Genomic DNA, 22,651 nt, shown 5'->3' on the forward strand with positions numbered 1-22,651 from the left:
CGGAGAATCTGTTGGTTAAAACAATGTTACCGATGGTTCAGGGCAAGGCTACGTATTGCCGATCACATTGATGCCCAAAAATTCAACGAATAGGGTTTGCCGCGATCGACGTTGAGAGTTCTGCTGAGACCAATTCTTTCACAGTTGTTTGGGAAAGCGCTTGTCTTGCATACAAGAGGTTGCGAGTTCAACTCCCGCCGAATTCACTGTGATTGAATCCGAAGTCATCAAGGAGCTAATCTGTGAAATTGGTGTTAGCGGGTGAAAGTCCGGTCAGTCACCCCAGATCTGGAGAGTATCGCTGAATGGTGGCAACTGGTCTTGAAAACCAGGACTGGGTAATACCTGGGGTTCGATTCCTCTACTCTCCGTACTGTCATGAAATCTGTCCTTCGATCACACCTTCAGCTTCAAGCACGATCGCTCTTAGTTGATCTAATGTTGATTGCTCTGTCTGTTTCCAGAGTCCACGCTGGTTGGCTTCGAGCAATCGTTCTGCCATATCTCGCAGTGCCCAAGGGTTTTTCGATCGAATAAATTCCTGCACCGCACTATCAAATAGATAAGCTTCAGCAACACCTTGATACATATAATCTTCAACGCATTGAGCAGTCGCATCATAGGCAAATAGAAAGTCGATCGTTGCTGCCATTTCAAACGCGCCTTTGTATCCATGCCGCATTGCTCCCGCGATCCATTTGGGATTGATCACCCGCGATCGATAAACTCTAGCAATTTGTTGGTTAAGCGATCGGACTTTCGGATTTTCGGGCAGTGAATGATCCCCAAAGTAAGTCGTGGGATTTTTGCCTTGTGTCGATCGTACTGCCGCAGTCAGTCCCCCTTGGAATTGGTAGTAATCATCAGAATCGAGTAAATCATGCTCTTGATTGTCCTGATTCTGCAAAACAATCTGCATTTGGTTTAAGCGATTCTGAAAGGCTTCAGGGGCAGATTGAGCCGCACCAGAACTACTGTAAGCATAACTACTCCAATTGATGTAAGCACGAGCCAGATCTTCATCTGTTTCCCAGTTCTGAGATTCGATCAAACCTTGCAATCCAGCACCATACGCACCCGGTTTAGAACCAAAAATGCGATGACGCGATCGACGATCAGCAATTTCCACACTCAGCCCAGAATTAACCCAAGTTTGCGTTTCTTGTTTCACTTGAGCCGCAAGCGGATTTTGATCAGAAGGTTCATCCAATTGAGCGATCGCAGCAACAGCTTGATCAAACAAATCAATCAAATTCGGAAAGGCATCTCGGAAAAATCCTGAGATCCGCAAGGTTACATCAACACGAGGACGACCTAACACAGATAAAGGCAGAATCTCAAAATCAACGACGCGCCGAGAAATCCCATCCCAAACAGGCTGAACTCCTAACAATGCTAAAGCTTCTGCTAGATCATCTCCACCTGTTCTCATTGTGGAAGTTCCCCAGATTGATAACCCGATCGTGCGAGGATATTCGCCATTTTCCTGGGTGTAACGTTCGATGATTGCTTCTGCCGCTTTTCGTCCCACTTGCCACGCGCTTTCAGTGGGAATCGATCGAATATCAACCGAATAAAAGTTACGTCCAGTAGGTAATACTTCCGGTCGTCCACGAGTTGGCGCACCCGAAGGAGCAGCGGGAACATATCCACCATTCAAACCATGTAATAGAAAATCAATCTCTTGATGTGTGTTTTGCAAAGCTGGAAGTAGAAAGCTTTGAATCCAATTTAGCTCAGATGTGTAGATATGACCTTGAGGAACGTCGCCTTGGAACAATCGATCGACTAAATTCGCGGCTTCAGTTTCGATTGCAGCGATCGCATCTCCGACTGTTCTAAATTGATCATTCAATGGTTCAGCCGGATCAGTAGTTAGTGGATCAATGTCTAACTCCCAATCTTCTGCGATCGCTCTTGTTAATCCAATTCGATTCGGTTGTGGATGACGTGCGATCGCAACTATCAAATCTCGTAGCTGTCTATCTTCTGGGCATTTTCCAAAGATGTGCAGTCCGTCTCGAATCTGAGCTTCTTTTAGTTCGCAAAGATATCGATCGGTGTTTGTAATTAGCTCTAAAATCGAATCCGAATCGCTTGGTAGTTCGGCTTTGAGATTGTCTGTCTCAACTAATTCGAGAATGCGATCGCGAACTACATTCAATCGCGACGGATCAAGATTCTGAGCTTCATAGTATTCATCAATCAAAGCTTCTAATTTCTGCAATCCGCCATAGAGTTCTGCACGAGTCATTGGCGGCGTAAGATGATCCAGAATCACAGCTTGAGCGCGTCGTTTTGCTTGAGAGCCTTCACCCGGATCATTCACAATAAACGGATAGAAATGCGGTAAAGCTGCGATCGCAATTTCAGGAAAGCAATTCTCAGACAATGCAACACTTTTTCCGGGCAACCATTCAAGATTCCCATGCTTGCCCACATGCACGATCGCTTGCGCTTCAAAGACTTCCCGCACCCAGTAATAGAATGCTAGATAGTCATGTGTTGGCTCTAAATCGGGTGCATGATAGTTCAAGGAAGGATCTCGATCGTATCCCCGCGCAGGCTGAATTCCAACAAATACATTGCCCAATTGGATACCAGGAATTAAGAAATCTGTGGGCGGAGTTTCCCAACGATCGATCATCGGTTGCTGAACAGGCAAAGTTGAAAAATAACTCTCATACTCTGACAAAGAGAGCGATTGATTAACTTTTCGGAGTTCTCTTGCTTCTGGATCATTAGTAACGCCTTCAGTAAGCTTGAAAACTAATTCATCGCCATTTTCAGGAATGTTCTCGACTGTATATCCTTGAGCTTGTAATGCTTTGAGAATTTCGATACAGCTTGCAGGTGTATCTAGTCCAACACCATTCGCCAAGCGACCATCACGCGAAGGATAGTTCGCCAGAATCAGAGCAACTTTACGATCGCTGATCTCACTACGTCTTAGTTCAACCCAATTCCGAGTCAGATCCGCCACAAATTGAACACGATCGCTGACTGCCTGATAAGTTACTACTTCAGTCTGTAATGCTGGATGTTTCGCTTGTACAGCTTTGAAAGAAATCGATCGACTAATAATCCGCCCATCAATTTCTGGTAATGCAACATTAATCGCTGTATCACGCGGCGATAGTCCTCTTAATTGTTCGCGCCATTGTTCAACTGTTCCGCCGCTCAAAATCACTTGTAAGATTGGAACATCTAAAGCTTTCCACAGTTCAGGAACATCACCATCAGTAGAACCGAGCGAGAAGCTTGTGGTATTTAAGAGAATGTCGATCGTGTAATCCTTCTGAAAATTCGTCAACAACTCACTTTGCACATCAGGATCGCGCAAAGATGAAACGAATATCGGAACTGGACAAAGATTGCGATCGCACAATGCCTGACACAGTTCATCAATCACCGCAGTGTTACCTGATAGATAGTGAGCGCGATAAAACAGAATTCCAACCTTTCGCGCACTACAAACCGTATTCGATCGATAACTACAACTTTCTCCAGTTCGATACAATCCCACTCGCGGCACAACTTGAGGATCAGCAACCTCACAGTCAATCTCAAGATAAGTTTTTGCCAGAAACTGTAGTGCATTGCGATAGTTCTCGACTCCTCCTTCATTGAAGTAGCGCCAAACTCGCTCAACCTGAGCAAATGGAACCGTCGAATGGCTCATCAAATCCAAATCCGGTCGATCGTCCCCTGGTAGAACAATCAATGTAGCTCCAGATTGTTCCACTGTTTCGCGCACCACTTCCAAACCATACGACCAATACGATCGACCTCCAATAATCCGCAGCACAATCACTTTCGCCGCTTCTAAAACTTCTTCTGCATAAGTATCGATCGTGAGTTGCTGCTGAAGCTGAAGTAAATTCACTCCTCGAACTTCTGGAAAATCAGAAGGCAATTGAGCAACCGCAACGGAAAGCGTTTGAATATCCGTATCCGCTGCCGTGATCATCACGATCGGTGCAGGAGTTTGCTCAACAAAGACAACACCTTCGAGATCAGGAGTCCAACCTCCAGGAGTCGCAGCAATTCGGTGCATAAACGCTTGAAACCGTGAAAGTACAGGCTCCTAATCTATCGCGAATTCGATGAGCGTTCCTATTAAAATAAACATTCTTTTAGTCTAGCGACGATCGAGATCTTCAATTCTGAGTGTTAAAAATTTTATTCCTCGCTACACTGAGATATCCGTTACTCGTAGTATGGTTATGTTTCGCCTGTTTTTGCTTGCGACGCTTAGTCTAACCACCGTCGGGGCTTGTGTTGCTCCTCAGAAAATCGCGATCGAACAACGCGCCAATGCTTCCACTCCAACCGAATTCGCGATCGACAATCAATTCGATAGTGCTTCTGATTTTGCCGAAGGTGCAGCATTAGTCCAATTCGGGCGAGAGTTTCGCTATATCGATCGCGCTGGTCGGCTGACAGTCACACCAAAAATGGAGCTAGAAGCCCATGCACCCTTTTCTGAAGGATTGGCGCTTGTGCGTCTGAATGGCTTGTTTGGCTACATAAATCGGCAGGGCGAGTTTGCAGTTGAACCCAAATATGAGCAAGCTTCCAAGTTTCAAGAAGGACTTGCAGCAATCCGGGTGAACTATCAATACGGATTCATCAAGCCGACCGGAGAAGTCGTGATCCCGCCCAAGTATCGACTGACATCAGGATTTTCTCAAGGACTCGCAGCGGTGAAACTGGGCGAAAAGTATGGCTACATTGATCAAACCGGAAAGATGGCGATCGAGCCTCAATTCGAGGATGCTGGGCGATTTGCGTCTGGGATCGCAACGGCTCGAATTGGAAAGAAATGGGGCTACATCAATCAAACTGGGAAATTTGTGGTTCAGCCTCAATTCGATGGAGCATTTAGCTTGGCGGATTCAATGGGGCGAGTTCGAGTTGGAGATCGCTGGGGCTTTGTTGATTCGAGTGGAAAAATTGCGATCGCGCCTCAATTTTCTTTTGCCTCTGATTTTTCTAACGGATTAGCGTTAGTTCAAAGTAACGAAAAATGGGGCTACATCGACAAATCTGGAAAGTTTGTGATTCAGCCAAAATATGATTTTGCTGGAGGTTTTTCGGATGGATTAGCACCTGTCAAAATTGAGGACAAATGGGGCTTTATTGATCCGACCGGAAAAATCGCGATCGCACCCCAATTTGAAGAAGTTGGCGCATTTCGTGAAGGATTAGCTCGCGTCAAATTGAACGAAAAATGGGGCTATATTCGCAAGCCTTGAAAAAATCTATCAGCAGATCAGTAGAAGGACTTCATCGGCGTGATTAGAGTGGATTCGATCGCACTCTGGGAAGTCACCTGTGGATGTCTACATTCTTGATCTTTTAGTCATTGGATTACTGTTGCTGATGGTCACGCTGGGATCGGGATGGATCGCCCGATTACCCTTGTCTTATGCGCTGATTTATTTATTTGTCGGAATTATCCTAAGTCCTTATGGATTCAACCTCATTCAGATTCGTCCAGATGCCAATTTTCTAGAACGAATTGCGGAAATTGTTGTTCTCATTTCTCTCTTTAGTTGTGGACTAAAAATGAGCCGTCCACTGCAATATGGAGCATGGCGATCGACAATCCGACTAATCGGTTTATTAATGCCGATTACCATTTTCGCAGTTGCCGCGATCGCGCATTATGTTCTCCGTTTGGATTGGGGCTTATCGATTCTTTTAGGCGCAATTCTCGCACCCACTGATCCGGTTTTGGCTTCAGAAGTTCAGCTAGAAGATCCGCACGATCGCGATGAATTACGATTCGGAATTACTTCAGAAGGTGGATTAAACGATGCCCTAGCATTTCCGTTTGTTTATTTTGGAATTCACTGGATTGAAAACGAAAGTTGGCGATCGTGGTTTCACGAATGGATCGCGATCGATCTAGTTTGGGCGATTTTTGCTGGGATCGTGGTTGGTTTTCTCGTGGCAAAAGCGATCAAGCAAATTGATAAAAGACTCGAACGCTTTCGCACTCCCGACGATTTGATGGAAGATTTCGTCGCTCTGAGCGCGATTTTCATCACGTATGCCCTCACCGAATTAGTGAATGGCTACGGATTCTTAGCGGTCTTTGTTGCCGGGATCGCGATGCGGCGCAGACGAAACGCTGAATACACTCAAAATCAGCTACACTTCATCGAACGGATCGAAAAACTCGCAGAAATCGGAACCATTTTGCTGCTCGGATCGATGCTGCGATTTGAACCGATGCTAAAATTTGCCGGGGATGCGTTCGTGATCGCTTTCAGTCTGATCTTCCTCATTCGACCGATCGGCGCTTGGATTAGTACGATCGGCTTAAAAGTCCATCCTGCTACGCGCTGGCTCTACGGCTGGTTCGGAATTCGAGGAGTCGGCTCGATCTATTACCTCGCTTACGTTTTCGGGCATGGACTCAAAGGAAACGACGGAGAACAAATCGCCTGGATCACGTTTTGGACGATCGTACTTTCTGTCCTGATCCACGGTGTCACCTCTACGCCACTTATGCGCTGGTACGAACGCAACGTGGAACATAACGAGACTCTAGAAGAAAATCCTGCTCAACACGAAGCTTAGACCCGTAGAACCCCTGAAAAATGCAAAAATCAGGGGTTTTTCTGTTGCATCTTGTTACAACCACTTTCCGAAATGTGCATTTTCGTTCACATTGAGGAACTATAACCCTGAGATAAGGAGTTTCAAACATGTCTTTATCCGACACTCAAGTTTTAGTTGCGCTGGTCGTGGCTCTCATTCCGGGAGTCCTCGCTTTTCGGTTAGCAACTGAGCTTTACAAGTAAGGTTCCGACCTGGCAGGAGACGGTTTTAGAAGCAAACGAGCCGATCGCAAAAAGAAACCTGTAAATTCAGTGATTCATTTTACGATGTAGCAAGTAAACTATCTAGGCAAGTTTCCTGCCTGAATGGGTTCTTTCCGCTCAGGTAGGCTGCTAAAGCGACAAAAACATCCAAAAAACACAACATTTAAGACCTTAAAAAATCGAGATCTTCTCGTTTTTCTCCGTTTTGAGTTTTGTCTTTTTTGTGACTAGCGCACTTAGTTCACTCGTACTTCTTGATTTTGGGTTCCAGATTTGCAATTTTAAGTAAGCTCTGCCAACAGGAAATCAATTTTTTTGATGGATTGAAACTCATATTCTTTGCTTGCAAGAGGTGAAGAATTTGGCTGGTCGCTGATTCAAATTGCACGTCGTCACAAGAGTGAATTTCTTCGTGCTTGAGTAGCTTTTCTGCTGTCACGCTATATGAACCCATGAACGCACTTCCTCTGCCACAGCCTCCTGAGTCTCCAAAATCCCGTCGTTCTCGCTCTTCAAAATCGTCGCGCCGTTCTCATCAACAGCAAGACCGCGTTTTGGCAGCCGAAGCGATCGCGAAACTCAGCGTCAATGTCGTTATCTCTGGAGCCGCGATCGCTGCTCTCGTACAGTTAATTCCTTATAGTCTCAATCAACAGGCAAAACTAAAAGAAATCCAAGCCGAAGTTCAGACCGCAGATACCCGCGTGTCTCGGCTAAAGACCGACTTTAATCGTTATTTTGATCCTCAACAAGCAAATGCGATCGTTCAAGAGCAAACGAATCGGGCTGACCCGAACCAGCGTCTAGTCGTCTTGGGCAATACAGATTCGCCTGTCCAAGTCACTCAACCGACTACGGCACAAAGCCCCTAATTGACTATAGAAGCTGTTGAAGCGTCGGGATGGATTCATCTCGGCGTTTTTGCATGAAAAAATCGCATCCCATAACAGAATGCGATTTGAGTAAGATTTAGAGCGATTTCACAGAAACTTCAGAGTCAGCTTCTACGGTTTCGACTGCATAAGTGAATGATTGCCCTTCTGGACTTGTGGAAGCGTGTCGAGCAAAAGAGGTTTCGCTGTGCCAAACCGGAATTCTAGGGAATTCCCAATCCGGTTCAAAAATGGGAGTGGCTAATGAACAAGCTTTCCAGGTGCTTTGGACAGAAACATTGAGTTGACTACATTGCCCGCCGCGCCGTCCTTCGGGGGAATAAAAACGGCAATGGCGACAAGTCGAGGTGAAGGCATCGTTACTTTTCATTTCTCGGACAATTTCGATAATAAGTGTGAAACGGCAGGGTTACTTCTTAAGGAAGTCTGTGGTTTTGTTATGAAGTGCTGCGGATTGAGAAACAGTTAGTGAAAAAGTTCACTCATTTCAAGGATTGTTGTGAGTGAACAATAGAAATTTCACGATGAGGGCAGTTTCTAATCTCTATTGTGAATTGTGTTGTAAGTGACGAATTGTGATGAAATCCTTGGAAATCGCTGCTAGTTCTCGGTTGTAGAGGCTAGTTTTGAAAATAGGGTTTCACATTGTTTTTATAATTCGGGGATCACTCTAAAGGCAGAGGAAACTGTTCTAAGATTTCGAGCGGAGGCGATTCGAGATTGGGAAGAACAGAACAGGGATCAGAGAAAATGCAAGTCTTCCATTCTTTCTTTTAATTAGATATCCCCAAATTCGTCTGAGAACGAAAACGTTTTTACATTCTGAAATCGTCCTATTTCCTAATAATCCGTATTTACAAGTATGTTTGATACAAACAAATTACCCTTCTGAAATGAGGAATAATTTGATCTCGTTATATAGACGGTTTACAGATTTCCAAATCTATGCGGAGCGATAAATTCTTACAATTTTCTCACTTAAAGTTGCGAGTATTCCGCACAAAAAATGATTAAATTTGTCGAAGTGATTTGACGGTTTCTTGTACAGAATGGGCGGCTCGATCGATGTCTTCTTCAGTATTAAATCGCCCAATTCCGAACCGAATCGACGCAAAGGCTAATTCTTTTGGAACTCCGATCGCACTCAGTACATGAGACGGCTCAATTTTCGCTGAGGTACAAGCAGACCCAGAGGAAACCGCGATCGATGATTGCAATCCCAACAGCAACGCCTGTCCATCCACTCCCTCAACGCTGATATTCAAATTCCCCGGTAAGCGCTGAGTCGGGTGTCCGTTTAGATGAACGCCTTCAATCTGCAACTGTTCCCACAAGCGATCGCGTAATTTTCCAATTTGAAGCATTTCCGAAGTTGGATCAGAAATCTCGATCGCTTTCCCCAATCCAACAATTAACGGCGTGTAGAGTGTCCCCGATCGCATTCCTCGCTCATGTCCTCCTCCATGTAACTGTGCCGAAAGTTGAACTCTCGGATTTCGTCGTCGCACATACAAAGCACCAATGCCTTTTGGAGCATAGAGCTTGTGTCCAGTGATCGACATCAAATCAATGTTCTGAACTGTGAGAGGAATTTTACCGATCGCTTGTGCAGCATCCGTATGAAAGAGAACGTTTCGACTGTGACAGAGTTCGCCAATTTTATCGATCGGTTGAATCACGCCGATTTCATTGTTTGCCGCCATGACCGAAACCAAAATCGTATCTTCACGCATAGCATTTTCGAGTTCCGTCAAATCGATCAAGCCAAATCGATCGACTCCCAAATAAGTCACTTCAAACCCAAGCGATTCTAAATATCGACAAGGATCTAACACAGCATTATGCTCAGTCTGAACCGTGATGATATGTCGCCCTTGATTGAAATATGCTTCTGCGACTCCTTTGATTGCTAAGTTATTCGCCTCAGTTGCACCGCTAGTAAAGATGATTTCTTCGGGCGTGGCGTGGATCGTTTCAGCAATGATTTCTCGTGCTTGTTTGACGGCGGCTTCTGCTTCCCAGCCATACGCATGAGTCACACTTGCAGGATTGCCATAATGCTCAGTGAAGAAAGGGAGCATTGCGGCTAAAACGCGATCGTCTACCCGTGTGGTTGAATGGTTATCGAGATAAATCGGTCGCATAGATTAATCACAGGGCTAATGAATGACCAATTCGCCTGATCCATATGAGCAAATTCTATTTACAGGCTATACCGAAGATGAGATTTTGGAGATTGAGTTGTTGATGTCGGATTGGGATCAGGCAACCTATCCAACGATTGCTCATAGTATTGTTGACCATGCAGAGCGACATGGATTTTCTGGGGAGTATCTAAGGTATCTTCGCAAGGCAAAGAACTTTAATAAAAGAGGCGCGAGACAGAAAGTTCTATCCGATGGCGCATTGACATCCTCCCCACCTTAAACCTTGAGCCTACGGCTCTGCGGTTTTGAAGGTGGGGATTCCTCGGAGCTTTTGCGTCGCCTCCGAGTCGCTACAGCATTACTGCTGTTGCTTCCTGCTTCATCGCACTCGCCTCCACTCTTAGAGAGCTTTGGTCTTACAGTCGCTCCACAGGCTAACACCGTGAGTCCCACGGCTAAAATGTTCTTCCCTGCGTTCTGATCCCGGTCGTGATGAGCGTTGCAGCTAGGGCAATCCCACTCACGAACCTGTAGCGGCAATTTGTTGAGGATGTGACCGCAACTTGAACACCGCTTGGAACTGGGAAACCATTGATCAATCTGTGCAAGACCACGTCCGTACCAGTTCGACTTGTATTCCAACTGACGTAACGCCTCTCCCCAACTGGCATCACTAATCGCTTGAGCTAACTTGTGATTCCCCAACATTCCTTTGACGTTCAACGTCTCAACGGCAATGACTTGGTTTTCGCGCACCAGTTGAGTCGTAATCTTATGCAGATTGTCTTTGCGAATGTTGGCAATCTGCTCGTGTTGTTTGGCTAAAGCGATTCGAGCCTGACGACGATTGTTCGAGCCTTTTTGCTTTCGGGCTAGAGACTTGTTTAATCGTCTGAGCTTCTTCTGAGCTTTTCTGAGTGACTTCGGGTTCTCGAATTTCACCCCGTCACTGGTCGTTACCAGCGACGAGATGCCCATGTCCAAACCCACCTGTTGAGTTGACTTAGGGTTAGGGAGAATCTTCACGTCACACAGAATCGACACAAACCATTGACCGGAAGGAGTCAGCCGAATTGTGATAGACGATGGATTCGCAGTTCTGGGGAGTTGACGTGACCACTTGATATCGAGTGGCTCATCTGACTTCGCCATGAATAGCTGCCCATCTTTGAGATTGAATGCTGACTTGGTAAACGTTGCAGATCCGCCATTCCGTTTCTTCTTGAAGTTGGGATATTTTGCCCGTTTCTCGAAGAAGTTGGTGAACGCGGTTTGTAAGTGTCTCAACGTCTGCTGTAACGGAACCGAGGAAACGTCTTTCAGGAATGCAAGGTCATCTTGTTTCTTCCACTGGGTTAATGCAGCAGAGGTCTCAAGATAGCCGATGCGTTTTTGTTCCTGGTAGAACGCCTCAGTCCTCATCGCTAACGCTCGGTTATAGACCAACCGCACACAGCCGACCGTCTGCCGCAACAAGGTTGCTTGCTGAGGCGTTGGGTAGAACCGATAGCGGAAGGCTTTTTCCATGAGCGCTGATTCCTGCTTGGATGTCTTACAGCGTAGCGTAAATGCTGTAAGCATGATTGATTTGTACTCAGTGCTGAGAAACTGGCAATTCCTCACCGATGCAATTTGCTTTAGATCTGCAAAGCGAAAGAGGGCATCAATTCGTCATTGCCGCGCCGTAAAACCCCAACCTGCTCTCTCCGACCGGGCGCTTCGCTGTTTCTCCGTTCGAGTCGCGATGGGGTTTTACGGCGCTCCTGATAAGATGGAACAAGGGATTTGAATTTCTGATCGAGCGATCCGGCAAAATTGTGTCATACGGCGAAAACTAGCGGTCTATGAATAAGCGACTTCTCTCACAGCCCTCTTCTGATCTAATCCATATTAGTAAATTGGTAGAGCAGTTGAATCTGGACTATCAAGCAATGCGATCGCAGCGGCATCAACTAGCACAATGGGAAGAAGACCAAGATTTTAGTATTTTGGGCGAGATTGAGCTATTCGCGACGAAGATTCAAGGGTATGCAAGTCAAGTGATGACTCAGAACTATCAAGCATCGATCGACGAAATAATTCAACAGCTTAGACAACTTAAGCTATTTGAAATCGATTACTTTGCGAATTGGTATTTTACTCAAAGTGTTGAATACTCCCAGATAAAAGCGTATGTCGAAGCTCAAAATTATCTAAGGCTTTTGCTTCTGGAGTATCTCAATCAACATCAGGTTTTCCAACGCGATCGCTGACTTTCTCTGATCATAATCCACAGTGTTCTAGTGATACGTCAAACACGTTAGCAAATGCGATCGCGATTTCCCGTTTGACTTCTCCGATCGTAATTCCCGGTACAAACTGCTCAAGACTGCCAACCGCTTTATCTGAAATTCCACAGGGAACAATGCGATCGAATCCACTTAAATCAGGATTCACGTTCAATGCAAATCCGTGCATCGTAATCCAGCGACTCACTTTAATGCCGATCGCGGCTAACTTTCGATCTTTTACCCAAACTCCGGTCAGCCCTGGAATTCGCGTTCCTGATAGTCCATACACCGCTAAAACCTGAATAATCACTTCCTCTAACTGTCGAAGATACCAATGCAAATCTCGCTGGTAATAGTTCAAATTCAAAATCGGATAGCCCACAATCTGACCCGGACAATGATAAGTCACTTCTCCGCCGCGTTCGATGCGATGGAGTTCGTACCCAGAGTGATTCGGATCGAACTTAAGAAAACTAGCATCAGATCCTTGTCCTAATGTATAGACCGGATAATGCTCTAACAAAATCAAAACGTCATTGAGATCCGAATCTTGCTTTCGTGCATCTACAAGCGATCGCTGCCAATCCCAAGCCGTTTTGTAAGCAGTCAAACCTTTAGAGTAAAGAAGACACGATCGCATGAAAGATATTCATCCCAAACACTTCACTTTGAAACATTTTCGTTTAAAGATCAAGCGAGAAACAGACGAAATTACCGAATAACGTGAATCAAGAATTATCAACAGATGCAAAAGATTTTTAACGGAGTGGTTTGCCACAATACAAAGTGCTAGTGTGAAGTTAATCACCCACCACTTCAGGGGAGGAAATAGCTCATATGAAGCTTGTGATCCAGGGAAAGAATATCGAGATTACGGACGCGATTCGAGAGTACGTTCATCAGAAAATCGAGAAAGCAGTGAGCCATTATCAAACACTCACAACCGAAGTCGATGTTCATCTCTCTGTTAGTCGTAACCCCCGTCTTGTCAAACAAATTGCTGAAGTTACGATCTACGCCAATGGCACTGTTGTTCGAGCCGAAGAAGGGAGCGAAAATCTATACGCAAGTATCGATCTAGTTGCAGACAAAATTGCGCGTCGCTTGCGGAAATATAAAGAAAAAAGATCAAATCATCGACATGAGAAAAACACGGAGACGCTGAGCGATCAGCCTGTGGTTGGAGAGTTGGATCTCAGCCGAGAGCCAGAACTTCCGGCACAAGTCGTTCGCACTAAGTATTTCTCGATGCCACCGATGACCGTGGAACAAGCGATCGAGCAGCTTGAACTGGTAGGACATGATTTCTATATGTTCCGCAATGTCGAAACAGGCGAAATCAACGTCGCTTATGAACGAAATCACGGGGGCTACGGTGTGATTCAACCTCGAAACGGTAACGGACACACTCACCACCACAATGGCAACGGCAAAGCTACAGCCGATACTGTGCAATCGCTCGTAAGATAATCAAAAAGGGGTGCGGAAACGCGCCCCTTTTTGTTAAGACAATCTGAGGTTTTGAACGGCTAAATCAAAACAGTTTGATAATTCAACATTATCAATTCTCAGATTGAAGACTCTACAGTTTCAACGAGATCAAATTGCTTCGATTCACCAATAGAAATTGCTTGATTCTTTGAACTCTGCATTGCAAAGAATTAGGCTAATTTTCTATTTGTTGAAATCGAGGACAAATTGTTATTTCTAATATCCAGGAGGATAGTATGAGCAGCAACTCAACTGGCATCCGAAGTGTGGCGATCGTAGGTCCTTATCTCAGCGGCAAAACGACGCTACTTGAAAGTTTGCTCTGGGTCACGAATGCGGTTTCTCGCAAAGGCACAGTGCAAGACAAGAACACGGTCGGAGATAGCAGCCCTGAATCCCGCGATCGCCAAATGACGGTTGAAATTAACACCGCTTTCACAACTTACGAAGATGTGCGGTTTACGTTCCTTGACTGTCCCGGCTCGGTTGAATTCGCTCAGGAAACTTTGAATGCGCTGATTGGCGTAGATGCCGTTGTGGTTGTAACAGAACCACTTGTCGATCGAGTTCTGACCCTATCGCCATTGTTCAAATTCCTGGATGATTGGGAAATTCCGCATTTAGTGTTCTTCAACAAAATGGATCGCGCTGATGTGGACTTTATGGAAGTGCTTCATGCGCTGAAAACTGTATCGAGTCGTCCACTGATTCCGCATCAATACCCGATCGGGCGAGGCGAATCATTGACTGGATTCATTGATCTTGTAACTGAGCAAGCTTATCACTATCATCCGGGCGCACCTGCTGATCCAGTTCCATTTCCAGAAGACCTCAAAGACCAAGAGCAACTGGCACGAATGGAAATGCTCGAAACCTTGGCGAACTGGGATGACCATCTCTTAGAGGAACTGTTAGAAGAGGTTGAGCCGCCTGAAGATGAGATTGTTCAAGATTTGAAGATGGAACTGGGTGCAGACTTGATTGTGCCTGTGTTCTTTGGTTGTGCCGATCGGGATTTTGGTGTTCGTCCGCTGCTCGCTGCATTACTGCGGGAAACACCAGAACCAGACACAATTGCTGAACACCGCAACATCAAACCCGGCAACACCGAAATTGCTCAAGTTCTGAAAACTTACCACACACAACAAGGCGGAAAGCTTTCACTGGTTCGAGTTTGGCAAGGAACGATCGCTGATGGTATGACGCTCAACGGTGTTCGCATTGGTGGAATGTATCGCCTGATGGGTCAACAGCAACAAAGTATCAATTCTGCTCAAGCAGGTGAGATTGTTGCTCTCGCTCGAATGGAAGGCATTAAAACCGGAGATACACTTTCTACCGGAGACGTGAAAGCACTGCCGAAACCAGAACAGATCCGACCTGTCTATGCAATGGCAATTCAAGCAGAGAAGCGCAATGATGAAGTGAAGCTCACAGGAACATTGGCAAAACTGCTCGAAGAAGACTGCGGGATTTGTTGGGAACAACATGGCGATACCCATGAAATCATCTTGTGGGGACAGGGTGAAATCCATTTGCAAGTCGCGCTCGATCGATTACGGCGCAAGTACAATCTCCCCATGTCTACGCACCTTCCACAAGTTCCCTACAAAGAAACCGTTCGCAAAGCGACCAATTCACACGGACGCTACAAGCACCAAACCGGAGGACATGGACAGTTCGGAGATGTCTATCTCGACATTCAACCTGTATCACGGGGGGATGGTTTCCAATTTGGTGAAAAGATTGTCGGCGGTGTGGTTCCCAAACAGTACATTCCTGGTGTCGAAATGGGTGTGCGGGAATATCTCTCAACAGGTCCGCTTGGATTCCCAGTCGTTGATGTTGCGGTGACTTTGACGAATGGTTCCTACCACAGTGTCGATAGTTCAGAGCAAGCCTTTAAGCAAGCGGCTCGAATTGCAATGCAAGAAGGCATGGCGAAATGCGAACCTGTGTTGTTAGAACCGATCGTGCGAGTCACTGTCTCTGTTCCAACAGATTTCACCTCGAAAGTGCTGCGGCTCTCTAGTGGTCGGCGCGGTCAAGTGATGGGCTATGACAGTAAAGACGGCTGGGTTGGTTGGGATGATGTGATTGTGTTGTTACCACAGGCAGAAATGCACGATTTGATTGTGGAACTGCGATCGCAAACAATGGGTGTCGGATTCTTCCAATATGAATTCGATCATCTACAAGAAGTCCCAGATAAGTTAGCAGAGCGTGTTCTGGTCACGACGGGTAAATCGAAATAGATCGCATTGAGCTTGGGAACGATAACGGAAGCCTTCTCGAATTTGAGGAGGCTTTACTGTTTTACTCAAGCCTCAACTATGCAAAAAACGGCTCTCACTTTCAGTCTCATTGCAGCGTGTTTGTCTTCTGGGGTTGTTTTGCCTGCTGACGCGATTCCTGTTCAGCTTACTCAACGGAGGCGATTAGAATTTCAAGGCTGGGACTTCTATGCAAGCAACATTAGTTATATTGCTTCACATGGCAAAACCGAAGCAAGGATTACTCTGAATGTTCGGAATCTCACTGGTGGCAGGGCATCTCTTAGAGCCGATGAGATTGATCTAATTCGTCGCGTCGTGCTAGTTGATGCTCACGGCAATGCCTATCTCACTAATGAGTTTGATGAAGATAGGTTACTCGGCAAGCCTTTCTTCTTTGGTGAAGCCTTAGCAATTGAGCTTTCTTTTAATACTCCGCCTGCGTTGCATCCTCGGTTTTTGTTAATCGAGCGATCGCAAGGTGATCCAATTCGCCTTCCACTGTAATCGAGCATTGAGAGAATTTTAGACCCGTGGTTTTCACAAGCTACGGGTTCTTTTTTGTGTCACATTAATGAATATGTGATCTTTTGTGAAGCGCGATGGAACTCAAAGTTTTACCGAAACAGGCAATTCTCGCCAAAACGTTTCATTGGATTAATGTGGTTAGTCTATTCGTCATGCTGACCAGCGGATTGCAAATCTATAATGCCAATCCAGTGTTTGGAGGTAGAGCAGGCATTCCAATTCCGCCGATTTTTACAATGGGTGGATGGTTAGCAGGGGGGCGAGATTGGCACTTTGCGGGGATGGGAATCTTTTCGCTTAATTTACTTTGGTACGGAATTTACGCGATTGTGACGCGGCGATGGAAGCATCGATTTGTCGGTGCAAATGATATGAAGGCACTCCAGACCGGAAAAAACCCGAAGCGGAAATATTATGCTTGGCATCGGGTTGCTTATACCGCGATCGTGCCCATTCTTCTCCTCGCGATCCTCAGCGGTATCGGGATGTACAAACCCGCGCAATTTCCTTGGATTGTCGAGATGTTCGGAGATTGGCAAGCGTTGAGAATTGTCCATTTCTCTAGTGTTCCGACCGTGATCGGATTCGCGATCGTCCATTCCTTTCTCGCGCTCAAAGTCGGAGGTTCTCGCCTCATTGATTCAATGTTCTGGTAAGGGTAATGCAGAATTTTTCGAGACGTGACTTTCTCAAAATCGCTGGTGTTTCAAGTTCAGGATTAATTCTGGGTGGCTGTGGTGTTCCGATTTTTGCGGATGTAGCAGGCGCACTCACAGAACCATTCAATCAAAAAGTTGAGGAACTATTACTGAAGCCCGAAACGCCTGTGCCTGAATTTGCGGCGAGTCAAATCGAGCCAGATAAATTGATCGTGAATACCTTTGGATTTACGCCTGTGATTGATCCAGAGAAATTTCGATTAATTATTGATGGCGAAGTCAATCAGCCGTTGTCGCTCAGTTTGAATGAGATTTACAAATTGCCGCTCACTTCGATGATTATTCGTCATGTTTGCGTTGAAGGATGGGCAGCGATCGTACAGTGGGACGGTGTTCGACTCCGAGATCTGATTCAACTGGCGCAACCGAAACCAGAAGTTCAGTACGTTTACTTTCAATCTGCCGATCGCTATTCAGAGAGTTGGGACATACGATCGTGCCTTCATCCTCAAACTCTAATGGCATATCAAAAGAACGGAGAGCCATTGCCGATTCAGAATGGTGCGCCGTTACGATTGGCATCGCCGATCAAGCTGGGATACAAGCAGAGCAAATGGGTGACGCGGATTACGCTAGTGAGCAAATTAGGTCGATCGCGGGGCTATTGGGAAGATCAGGGGTACGAATGGTTTGCGGGATTGTAACCTGAAATCTGAAGACAATCTGGAATCCACCCGTCCAGAGCAAACAGTGGACGGTATGCTAAATCACAGATTTGAGGAAATTCCATGCCCTGGCAGCGTCCAGATGGTCGGCAACCCGATCAACTCCGTCCCGCGACTTTCACCCGTCGATTTACTAAATTTTCCGCAGGTTCCGTTCTTGCCTGCTGTGGTGATACTCAAGTTCTCTGTACGGTCAGCGTTCAGCCCAAAGTGCCTCGATTTCTCGAAGGCAAAGGACAAGGCTGGCTCACCGCAGAATACAGAATGCTACCGGGAGCCACACCCGATCGACAAGATCGTGAACTGCTCAAACTCTCCGGACGCACTCAAGAAATTCAACGTTTGATCGGACGCAGCTTGAGATCAGTACTTGATATGCAGGCTCTTGGAGAACGCACGATTACGATCGATGCTGATGTTCTGCAAGCCGATGCTGGCACACGAACCACTTCCATTACAGGAGCATTCGTCGCGTTGCATGATGCGATCGAGACTTTGATTCAAAAAGGAGACCTCGATCGCTCTCCAATCCGTCATCAAGTCGCAGCTATTTCTGTAGGACTGATCGAAGGCGAGGCATTTCTCGACCTGAACTATCCCGAAGATGTCACAGCCGATATCGATTGCAACGTGGTCATGAATGATGCACTCGAAATCATTGAAATTCAAGGAACAGCCGAACAAGGCAGCTTCACGCGACAGCAATTAGATCAAATTATGAACCTTGCCGAGAAAGGAATTAAGGAACTGCTACAATTGCAGCGAAAAGCGCTAGATATCAATTCCTTACATTGATTGGAGTCTATGCAAACCCTCTACCGAGTGCCAAATTTTTCAGAGCATTTTGGGAGAAAATACAACGCATCGACGCTGAAAAGACACGTATCATAAATACAGTTAGAGATAGAAACACCCCCCTAGACCCGCGATCGAGTGAACGAAGCGAAGCATGTTTCAACAAGAGCATCTGTCGGTTAACAGTAACCTCACAGTCTTGAACCATGTCCAGAAGTGGTTTGAGAAGTTTTGGTATCAACATGATCCACACTTTCCCCGGCGTGAGAATCAACTCCACCGCCTCAATCTTGCTTTAGCCGAAGGATTTACAAACGCTGTCCGTCACGCCCACTCCGGACTCTCGAAGGACACCTCGATCGATATTGAGGTCGCCCTGCACGACGATCGAATGGAGATACAAATTTGGGACTGGGGGCAACCTTTTGATCCCAACAATATTCGAGAACCCCAGCCAGGAACTCTACAAGAAGGAGGATACGGCTGGTTTTTATTGCGCCGTCTAGCAGATGAAGTCACTTACGATCGTCGAGGACAGCGCAACTGTCTCAGAATTGTCAAGTACACGCCCGAAACTCCACCTGCTTAAGTGTCAATTCGTTTTGAGACGGCTAGACTGGTAGGAAAGTAGGGAGTAGGGGATAGGGAGTAGAAGCTAACTAAAATCACTCCCCACTCCCCACTCCCTACTCCCTACCCTCATATCGCTCCCTATACTGTCCCACCCGACAAAAGGCAACACACAATGAAAGGCTCACGGAATTTTGCTCAATCGCTGTCGCTCACGAAGTTTCGATCGAAAGCAGGTAAAGCTACGATCGTAGGCTGGATGCTGCTTCAGAGCCTCTTGATGAGTGCTCCAGCGATGGCTCAAGCCCGTGAAACCCTAAGCTATACGGGATTACTGAAAAAAATTGATGCAGGCGAAGTCGAGCGTGTCGAAATCGATGAAGCTCAGAACGTGGCACGAGTTCGCCTGCAAGGAAAGAGCAAGAACGATCCGCCGCTCGAAGTGCAATTGCTCGATCGCAATCCAGAACTGATCGATCGACTCCGCAAAAATAAGGTCACGTTTGAGTCTGATCCGACCGCAGATAATAGCGTCGTGGTTGGGTTGATTGCGAATCTACTGCTGTTTATGCTGCTGATTGCTGGATTGCTGCTGATTCTCCGTCGATCGAGCAATTCTCCGGGTGGACCTGGACAAGCGATGAGCTTCGGAAAGTCTCGCGCTCGATTCCAAATGGAAGCCAAAACGGGTGTCATGTTCGATGATGTGGCAGGAATTGAAGAAGCGAAAGAAGAACTTCAAGAAGTCGTCACATTTCTGAAGAAGCCAGAACGCTTTACCGCAGTTGGCGCGAGAATTCCCAAGGGAGTTTTATTAGTTGGATCGCCGGGAACAGGTAAGACATTGTTGGCGAAAGCGATCGCAGGTGAAGCGGGTGTTCCGTTCTTCTCGATCTCTGGTTCTGAATTCGTCGAAATGTTCGTCGGTGTTGGCGCTTCCCGTGTTCGTGACCTGTTCAAGAAAGCGAAAGAGAACGCGCCTTGTATCGTCTTTATCGATGAGATTGACGCGGTGGGACGGCAACGGGGTGCAGGAATTGGCGGCGGAAACGATGAACGCGAACAAACGCTGAACCAATTGCTCACTGAAATGGACGGGTTTGAAGGCAACACTGGAATCATTATTATTGCTGCAACGAACCGCCCAGATGTGTTGGATTCTGCGCTGTTACGTCCGGGACGATTCGATCGACAAATCACGGTCGATTTACCCGATCGTAAAGGTCGCCTGAAAATCCTCGAAGTTCATGCCCGAAACAAGAAGCTCTCAGACGAAGTAGATCTAGAAAAGATTGCTCGTCAAACTCCTGGATTTTCTGGAGCAGAACTCTCGAACTTGCTGAATGAAGCGGCAATTCTAACTGCACGTCGTCGTAAAGATGCGGTCACGATGCTGGAAATTGATGATGCGATCGACCGCGTATCGATCGGGCTTGCGAAAAATCCGCTGCTAGATTCCACTCGCAAGCGCATGACTGCCTATCACGAGATCGGACACGCTTTATTAACGACGATTCTAGAGAATGCTGATCCGTTGAACAAAGTCACAATCATTCCTCGTGCGGGTGGAATCGAAGGCTTCTCACAAACGGTTCCGGATGAGGAAACGATCGATAGTGGTCTCTATACTCGTGCTTGGATGCTCGATCGAATTAAAGTGATTCTGGGAGGTCGAGCCGTTGAAGCTGAAGTATTTGGTGAAGATGCGATCGATGCAGGCGCTGCGAGTGATATCGGCAAAGTAACTCAGATTGCGCGGCAAATGGTCACAATGTTTGGCATGTCAGATTTGGGTCCGGTTGCCTTTGAAAGTGCGGGCGGCGAAGTGTTCTTAGGTCGCAGCATGATGCCGCAATCAGAGTATTCTGAAGAACTCGCAAGTCAAATCGATCATAAAGTGCGTGAAATTGCGAAATTCTGTTACGCCGAAGCGCGTCGATTGTTGCGTGAGAATCGTCCATTAGTCGATCGCTTAGTCGATGTCTTGCTCGAACAAGAAACGATCGAGGGCGATCAGTTCCGCAAGATCGTTCAGGAATACCGCGATACTCTCTCTCAAACTGCCCCCGTCGCGAACTAATTCTTTTTTCAGCCCTTTCGATTTTGAAGGGGCTTTTTCACACTCATCTTCTTTACAAAACTCAATACAATCTGTTACAGTTTGTGAAGAAATTAAGCACAAAAGTGAGAATATTCCATGAAAAGCGGCTCCATTGTGGACGATCAGGGCAAATTGAACAACTTTGCGATCGAGCCTCAAATGTACGTCACGGATCAGCCTCAATTCGGATTTAACATCAACGCGGAACGCTTAAACGGTCGGCTTGCCATGATCGGCTTTGTTTCGCTTGTATTGCTCGAAGTCTTTACCGGACATGGTATTATTGGATTTTTCACTAGCCTGTAGATTCGTTCCAATTCGCGAAAAGGTAATTCTTAAAAAAGGTGATGTTGCTTCTGAAGTGCTTCACCTTTTTTGTTTTAGAGATTTATGCGGTACTGAGAGGGTGTTTGAGAAATAATCGTTCATCGCATTCACCCGCCCGGAGATCAATCTCCGGGCTAATTGTGGGAAGCCCACTAAACTGGGCTAAGAATTCCGTATGATGCTCCCAGTCCGCTTCAGCGGAGTTTCCTCCATTAGCCCGGAGATTGATCTCCGGGCGAACTCGCGACGTAGCAAAGCCGCTTTTTATACTTCTCAAACACCCTCTGAGGCGAATAGAATTCACCGAGCATCCAATTGCATATCATGAAGTTTATGGTTTAGAGTACAAACCAAATTGCAATCCCGATCGAGACTGTAACTACGATCGCGCCAAACGTCTTTTTCAACCGCTCTAAAATCGGCTGCACTTGATAATTTACAATCAACCGATCTTGCGCCAACACTTCTGGCGGCTTTTCCCACATCTGCCCGTCATACCAGCCCGACTCTTCATAAAACACCGCTGGATCGAGCAATCGACGCTGCACATACGCCCATCCCAAATAGAGCCGTAGCAACGCCAAGCCTGGAATCACAAGCGCTCCAGCCGATGCGAATAAAAGAAACTGCTCTAAATGCTTTGCAGGTGGAAAACTGACCGCAGCCACCGGAGCCGAAATCAGCCAACTCATCAACCAGAGAATGACGATCGGTTTGAGATAGCCAACAAGTTCGAGGGTTGCCCACCGAAAAAACCAAGATTCCTTCAGGTCTTGATATTCGTTAATTGGTCGCTGTTCCTCTGGAACGGGACAAATGACAGAGTTCATGGATTCAAGCCGAGGAAATGGAAAGCTACCGTTTAGTATAAAAGACTTGAACAGAGGATGAAAGCAAAGACGTAGATTCTCAGCAATTCTCATTATGACTTTTGACTATCCAAAGCCATGAGAACGCGGTAGGGTAAAAGAGTCAAAAGCCCCTTCAGTGAGTCGAAAACGTTGACCCCGACCCGCAAGTTTGACGGCATCATTGG

At 46.4% G+C, this 22,651-nt stretch carries 22 protein-coding genes and 2 tRNA genes; 18 read left to right on the top strand and 6 right to left on the bottom strand.

Annotated elements, in window-relative coordinates:
- The first annotated feature begins 115 nt into the window (after window positions 1–115).
- Both ACQ4M5_RS23330 and ACQ4M5_RS23335 read left to right on the top strand, forming a co-directional pair.
- Window positions 116–206: transfer RNA gene (locus tag ACQ4M5_RS23330), tRNA-Ala, on the top strand.
- Window positions 207–290: 84 nt separating this feature from the next.
- Window positions 291–371, top strand: a tRNA-Ser gene (locus ACQ4M5_RS23335).
- 5 nt (window positions 372–376) lie between these two features.
- On the opposite strand, the gene cobN is transcribed toward ACQ4M5_RS23335, so the two are convergent.
- A complete protein-coding gene (gene cobN / locus ACQ4M5_RS23340) occupies window positions 377–4,057 on the bottom strand; it encodes a cobaltochelatase subunit CobN (RefSeq protein ID WP_430678083.1) in 3,681 nt (1,226 codons plus the stop codon).
- A 169-nt stretch (window positions 4,058–4,226) separates the two neighbouring features.
- Between cobN and ACQ4M5_RS23345 the strand changes: the two genes are divergently transcribed.
- The 4 genes from ACQ4M5_RS23345 (at window position 4,227) to ACQ4M5_RS23360 (ending at window position 7,708) form a co-directional block, all read left to right on the top strand.
- Window positions 4,227–5,258, top strand: coding sequence for a WG repeat-containing protein (locus ACQ4M5_RS23345; protein WP_430678084.1), 1,032 nt, complete (start codon window positions 4,227–4,229; stop codon window positions 5,256–5,258).
- Between the two features lie 79 nt (window positions 5,259–5,337).
- Window positions 5,338–6,591 (top strand): cation:proton antiporter, encoded by a 1,254-nt coding sequence (locus ACQ4M5_RS23350; RefSeq protein WP_430678085.1) that lies wholly within the window; start codon window positions 5,338–5,340, stop codon window positions 6,589–6,591.
- Window positions 6,592–6,719: 128 nt separating this feature from the next.
- Window positions 6,720–6,815, top strand: a complete 96-nt coding sequence (gene psaM / locus ACQ4M5_RS23355) for a photosystem I reaction center subunit XII (RefSeq protein WP_058996364.1) — start codon at window positions 6,720–6,722, stop codon at window positions 6,813–6,815.
- A 473-nt stretch (window positions 6,816–7,288) separates the two neighbouring features.
- Window positions 7,289–7,708 (top strand): hypothetical protein, encoded by a 420-nt coding sequence (locus tag ACQ4M5_RS23360; protein WP_430678086.1) that lies wholly within the window; start codon window positions 7,289–7,291, stop codon window positions 7,706–7,708.
- 97 nt (window positions 7,709–7,805) lie between these two features.
- Here ACQ4M5_RS23360 and ACQ4M5_RS23365 read toward each other — a convergent pair whose 3' ends face one another.
- Window positions 7,806–8,099 carry a hypothetical protein gene (locus ACQ4M5_RS23365; RefSeq protein WP_430678087.1) on the bottom strand — a complete coding sequence of 98 codons (294 nt, stop codon included), beginning with the start codon at window positions 8,097–8,099 and terminating at the stop codon, window positions 7,806–7,808.
- Window positions 8,100–8,739: 640 nt separating this feature from the next.
- Window positions 8,740–9,873 carry a cysteine desulfurase family protein gene (locus ACQ4M5_RS23370; protein ID WP_430678088.1) on the bottom strand — a complete coding sequence of 378 codons (1,134 nt, stop codon included), beginning with the start codon at window positions 9,871–9,873 and terminating at the stop codon, window positions 8,740–8,742.
- 22 nt (window positions 9,874–9,895) lie between these two features.
- On the opposite strand from ACQ4M5_RS23370, the gene ACQ4M5_RS23375 reads away from it, so the two are divergent.
- The gene (locus ACQ4M5_RS23375) at window positions 9,896–10,156 is read left to right on the top strand and encodes a hypothetical protein (protein ID WP_430678089.1); all 261 of its coding nucleotides are present in this window, start codon (window positions 9,896–9,898) and stop codon (window positions 10,154–10,156) included.
- Here the strand turns inward: ACQ4M5_RS23375 and ACQ4M5_RS23380 are convergent.
- Entirely contained in the window at window positions 10,153–11,403 is a 1,251-nt protein-coding gene (locus ACQ4M5_RS23380; protein WP_430678090.1) for an RNA-guided endonuclease InsQ/TnpB family protein, read from the bottom strand. The two genes, ACQ4M5_RS23375 and ACQ4M5_RS23380, sit on opposite strands and share 4 nt — an antisense overlap.
- Here ACQ4M5_RS23380 and ACQ4M5_RS23385 point away from each other — a divergent pair.
- A complete protein-coding gene (locus ACQ4M5_RS23385) occupies window positions 11,402–11,665 on the top strand; it encodes a hypothetical protein (protein ID WP_430678091.1) in 264 nt (87 codons plus the stop codon). The two genes, ACQ4M5_RS23380 and ACQ4M5_RS23385, sit on opposite strands and share 2 nt — an antisense overlap.
- A 55-nt stretch (window positions 11,666–11,720) precedes the next feature.
- Entirely contained in the window at window positions 11,721–12,128 is a 408-nt protein-coding gene (locus ACQ4M5_RS23390; RefSeq protein ID WP_430678092.1) for a hypothetical protein, read from the top strand.
- Between the two features lie 10 nt (window positions 12,129–12,138).
- Here ACQ4M5_RS23390 and lipB read toward each other — a convergent pair whose 3' ends face one another.
- Window positions 12,139–12,786: a lipoyl(octanoyl) transferase LipB gene (lipB, locus tag ACQ4M5_RS23395; protein WP_430678093.1), complete on the bottom strand. Its 648-nt coding sequence runs from the start codon at window positions 12,784–12,786 to the stop codon at window positions 12,139–12,141.
- A gap of 197 nt (window positions 12,787–12,983) precedes the next feature.
- Here lipB and hpf point away from each other — a divergent pair, with 197 nt between their 5' ends.
- From hpf to ACQ4M5_RS23440, 9 genes are all read left to right on the top strand, one after another.
- On the top strand, window positions 12,984–13,616 hold the full coding sequence (gene hpf / locus ACQ4M5_RS23400; protein ID WP_430678094.1) for a ribosome hibernation-promoting factor, HPF/YfiA family: 633 nt from the start codon (window positions 12,984–12,986) through the stop codon (window positions 13,614–13,616).
- Between the two features lie 257 nt (window positions 13,617–13,873).
- Complete coding sequence (locus ACQ4M5_RS23405; RefSeq protein ID WP_430678095.1) at window positions 13,874–15,892, top strand: elongation factor G; 2,019 nt, start codon at window positions 13,874–13,876, stop codon at window positions 15,890–15,892.
- Between the two features lie 78 nt (window positions 15,893–15,970).
- The gene (locus ACQ4M5_RS23410; protein WP_430678096.1) at window positions 15,971–16,417 is read left to right on the top strand and encodes a hypothetical protein; all 447 of its coding nucleotides are present in this window, start codon (window positions 15,971–15,973) and stop codon (window positions 16,415–16,417) included.
- A 95-nt stretch (window positions 16,418–16,512) separates the two neighbouring features.
- The gene (locus ACQ4M5_RS23415) at window positions 16,513–17,094 is read left to right on the top strand and encodes a cytochrome b/b6 domain-containing protein (RefSeq protein WP_430678097.1); all 582 of its coding nucleotides are present in this window, start codon (window positions 16,513–16,515) and stop codon (window positions 17,092–17,094) included.
- A 5-nt stretch (window positions 17,095–17,099) separates the two neighbouring features.
- Complete coding sequence (locus ACQ4M5_RS23420) at window positions 17,100–17,801, top strand: molybdopterin-dependent oxidoreductase (RefSeq protein ID WP_430678098.1); 702 nt, start codon at window positions 17,100–17,102, stop codon at window positions 17,799–17,801.
- A gap of 84 nt (window positions 17,802–17,885) precedes the next feature.
- Window positions 17,886–18,617, top strand: a complete 732-nt coding sequence (rph, locus tag ACQ4M5_RS23425) for a ribonuclease PH (protein WP_430678099.1) — start codon at window positions 17,886–17,888, stop codon at window positions 18,615–18,617.
- Window positions 18,618–18,771: 154 nt separating this feature from the next.
- A complete protein-coding gene (locus tag ACQ4M5_RS23430) occupies window positions 18,772–19,206 on the top strand; it encodes an ATP-binding protein (protein WP_430678100.1) in 435 nt (144 codons plus the stop codon).
- A gap of 156 nt (window positions 19,207–19,362) precedes the next feature.
- Window positions 19,363–21,267, top strand: a complete 1,905-nt coding sequence (gene ftsH, locus ACQ4M5_RS23435) for an ATP-dependent zinc metalloprotease FtsH (protein ID WP_430678101.1) — start codon at window positions 19,363–19,365, stop codon at window positions 21,265–21,267.
- Between the two features lie 117 nt (window positions 21,268–21,384).
- The gene (locus ACQ4M5_RS23440; RefSeq protein WP_430678102.1) at window positions 21,385–21,594 is read left to right on the top strand and encodes a chlorophyll a/b-binding protein; all 210 of its coding nucleotides are present in this window, start codon (window positions 21,385–21,387) and stop codon (window positions 21,592–21,594) included.
- A gap of 359 nt (window positions 21,595–21,953) precedes the next feature.
- Here the strand turns inward: ACQ4M5_RS23440 and ACQ4M5_RS23445 are convergent, their stop codons facing one another.
- Window positions 21,954–22,445: a CGLD27 family protein gene (locus ACQ4M5_RS23445; protein ID WP_430678103.1), complete on the bottom strand. Its 492-nt coding sequence runs from the start codon at window positions 22,443–22,445 to the stop codon at window positions 21,954–21,956.
- Between the last annotated feature and the right edge of the window lie 206 nt (window positions 22,446–22,651).

The sequence above is a fragment of the Leptolyngbya sp. AN10 genome (genome assembly GCF_050565645.1).
Taxonomy (GTDB): Bacteria; Cyanobacteriota; Cyanobacteriia; order Leptolyngbyales; family Leptolyngbyaceae; genus Leptolyngbya.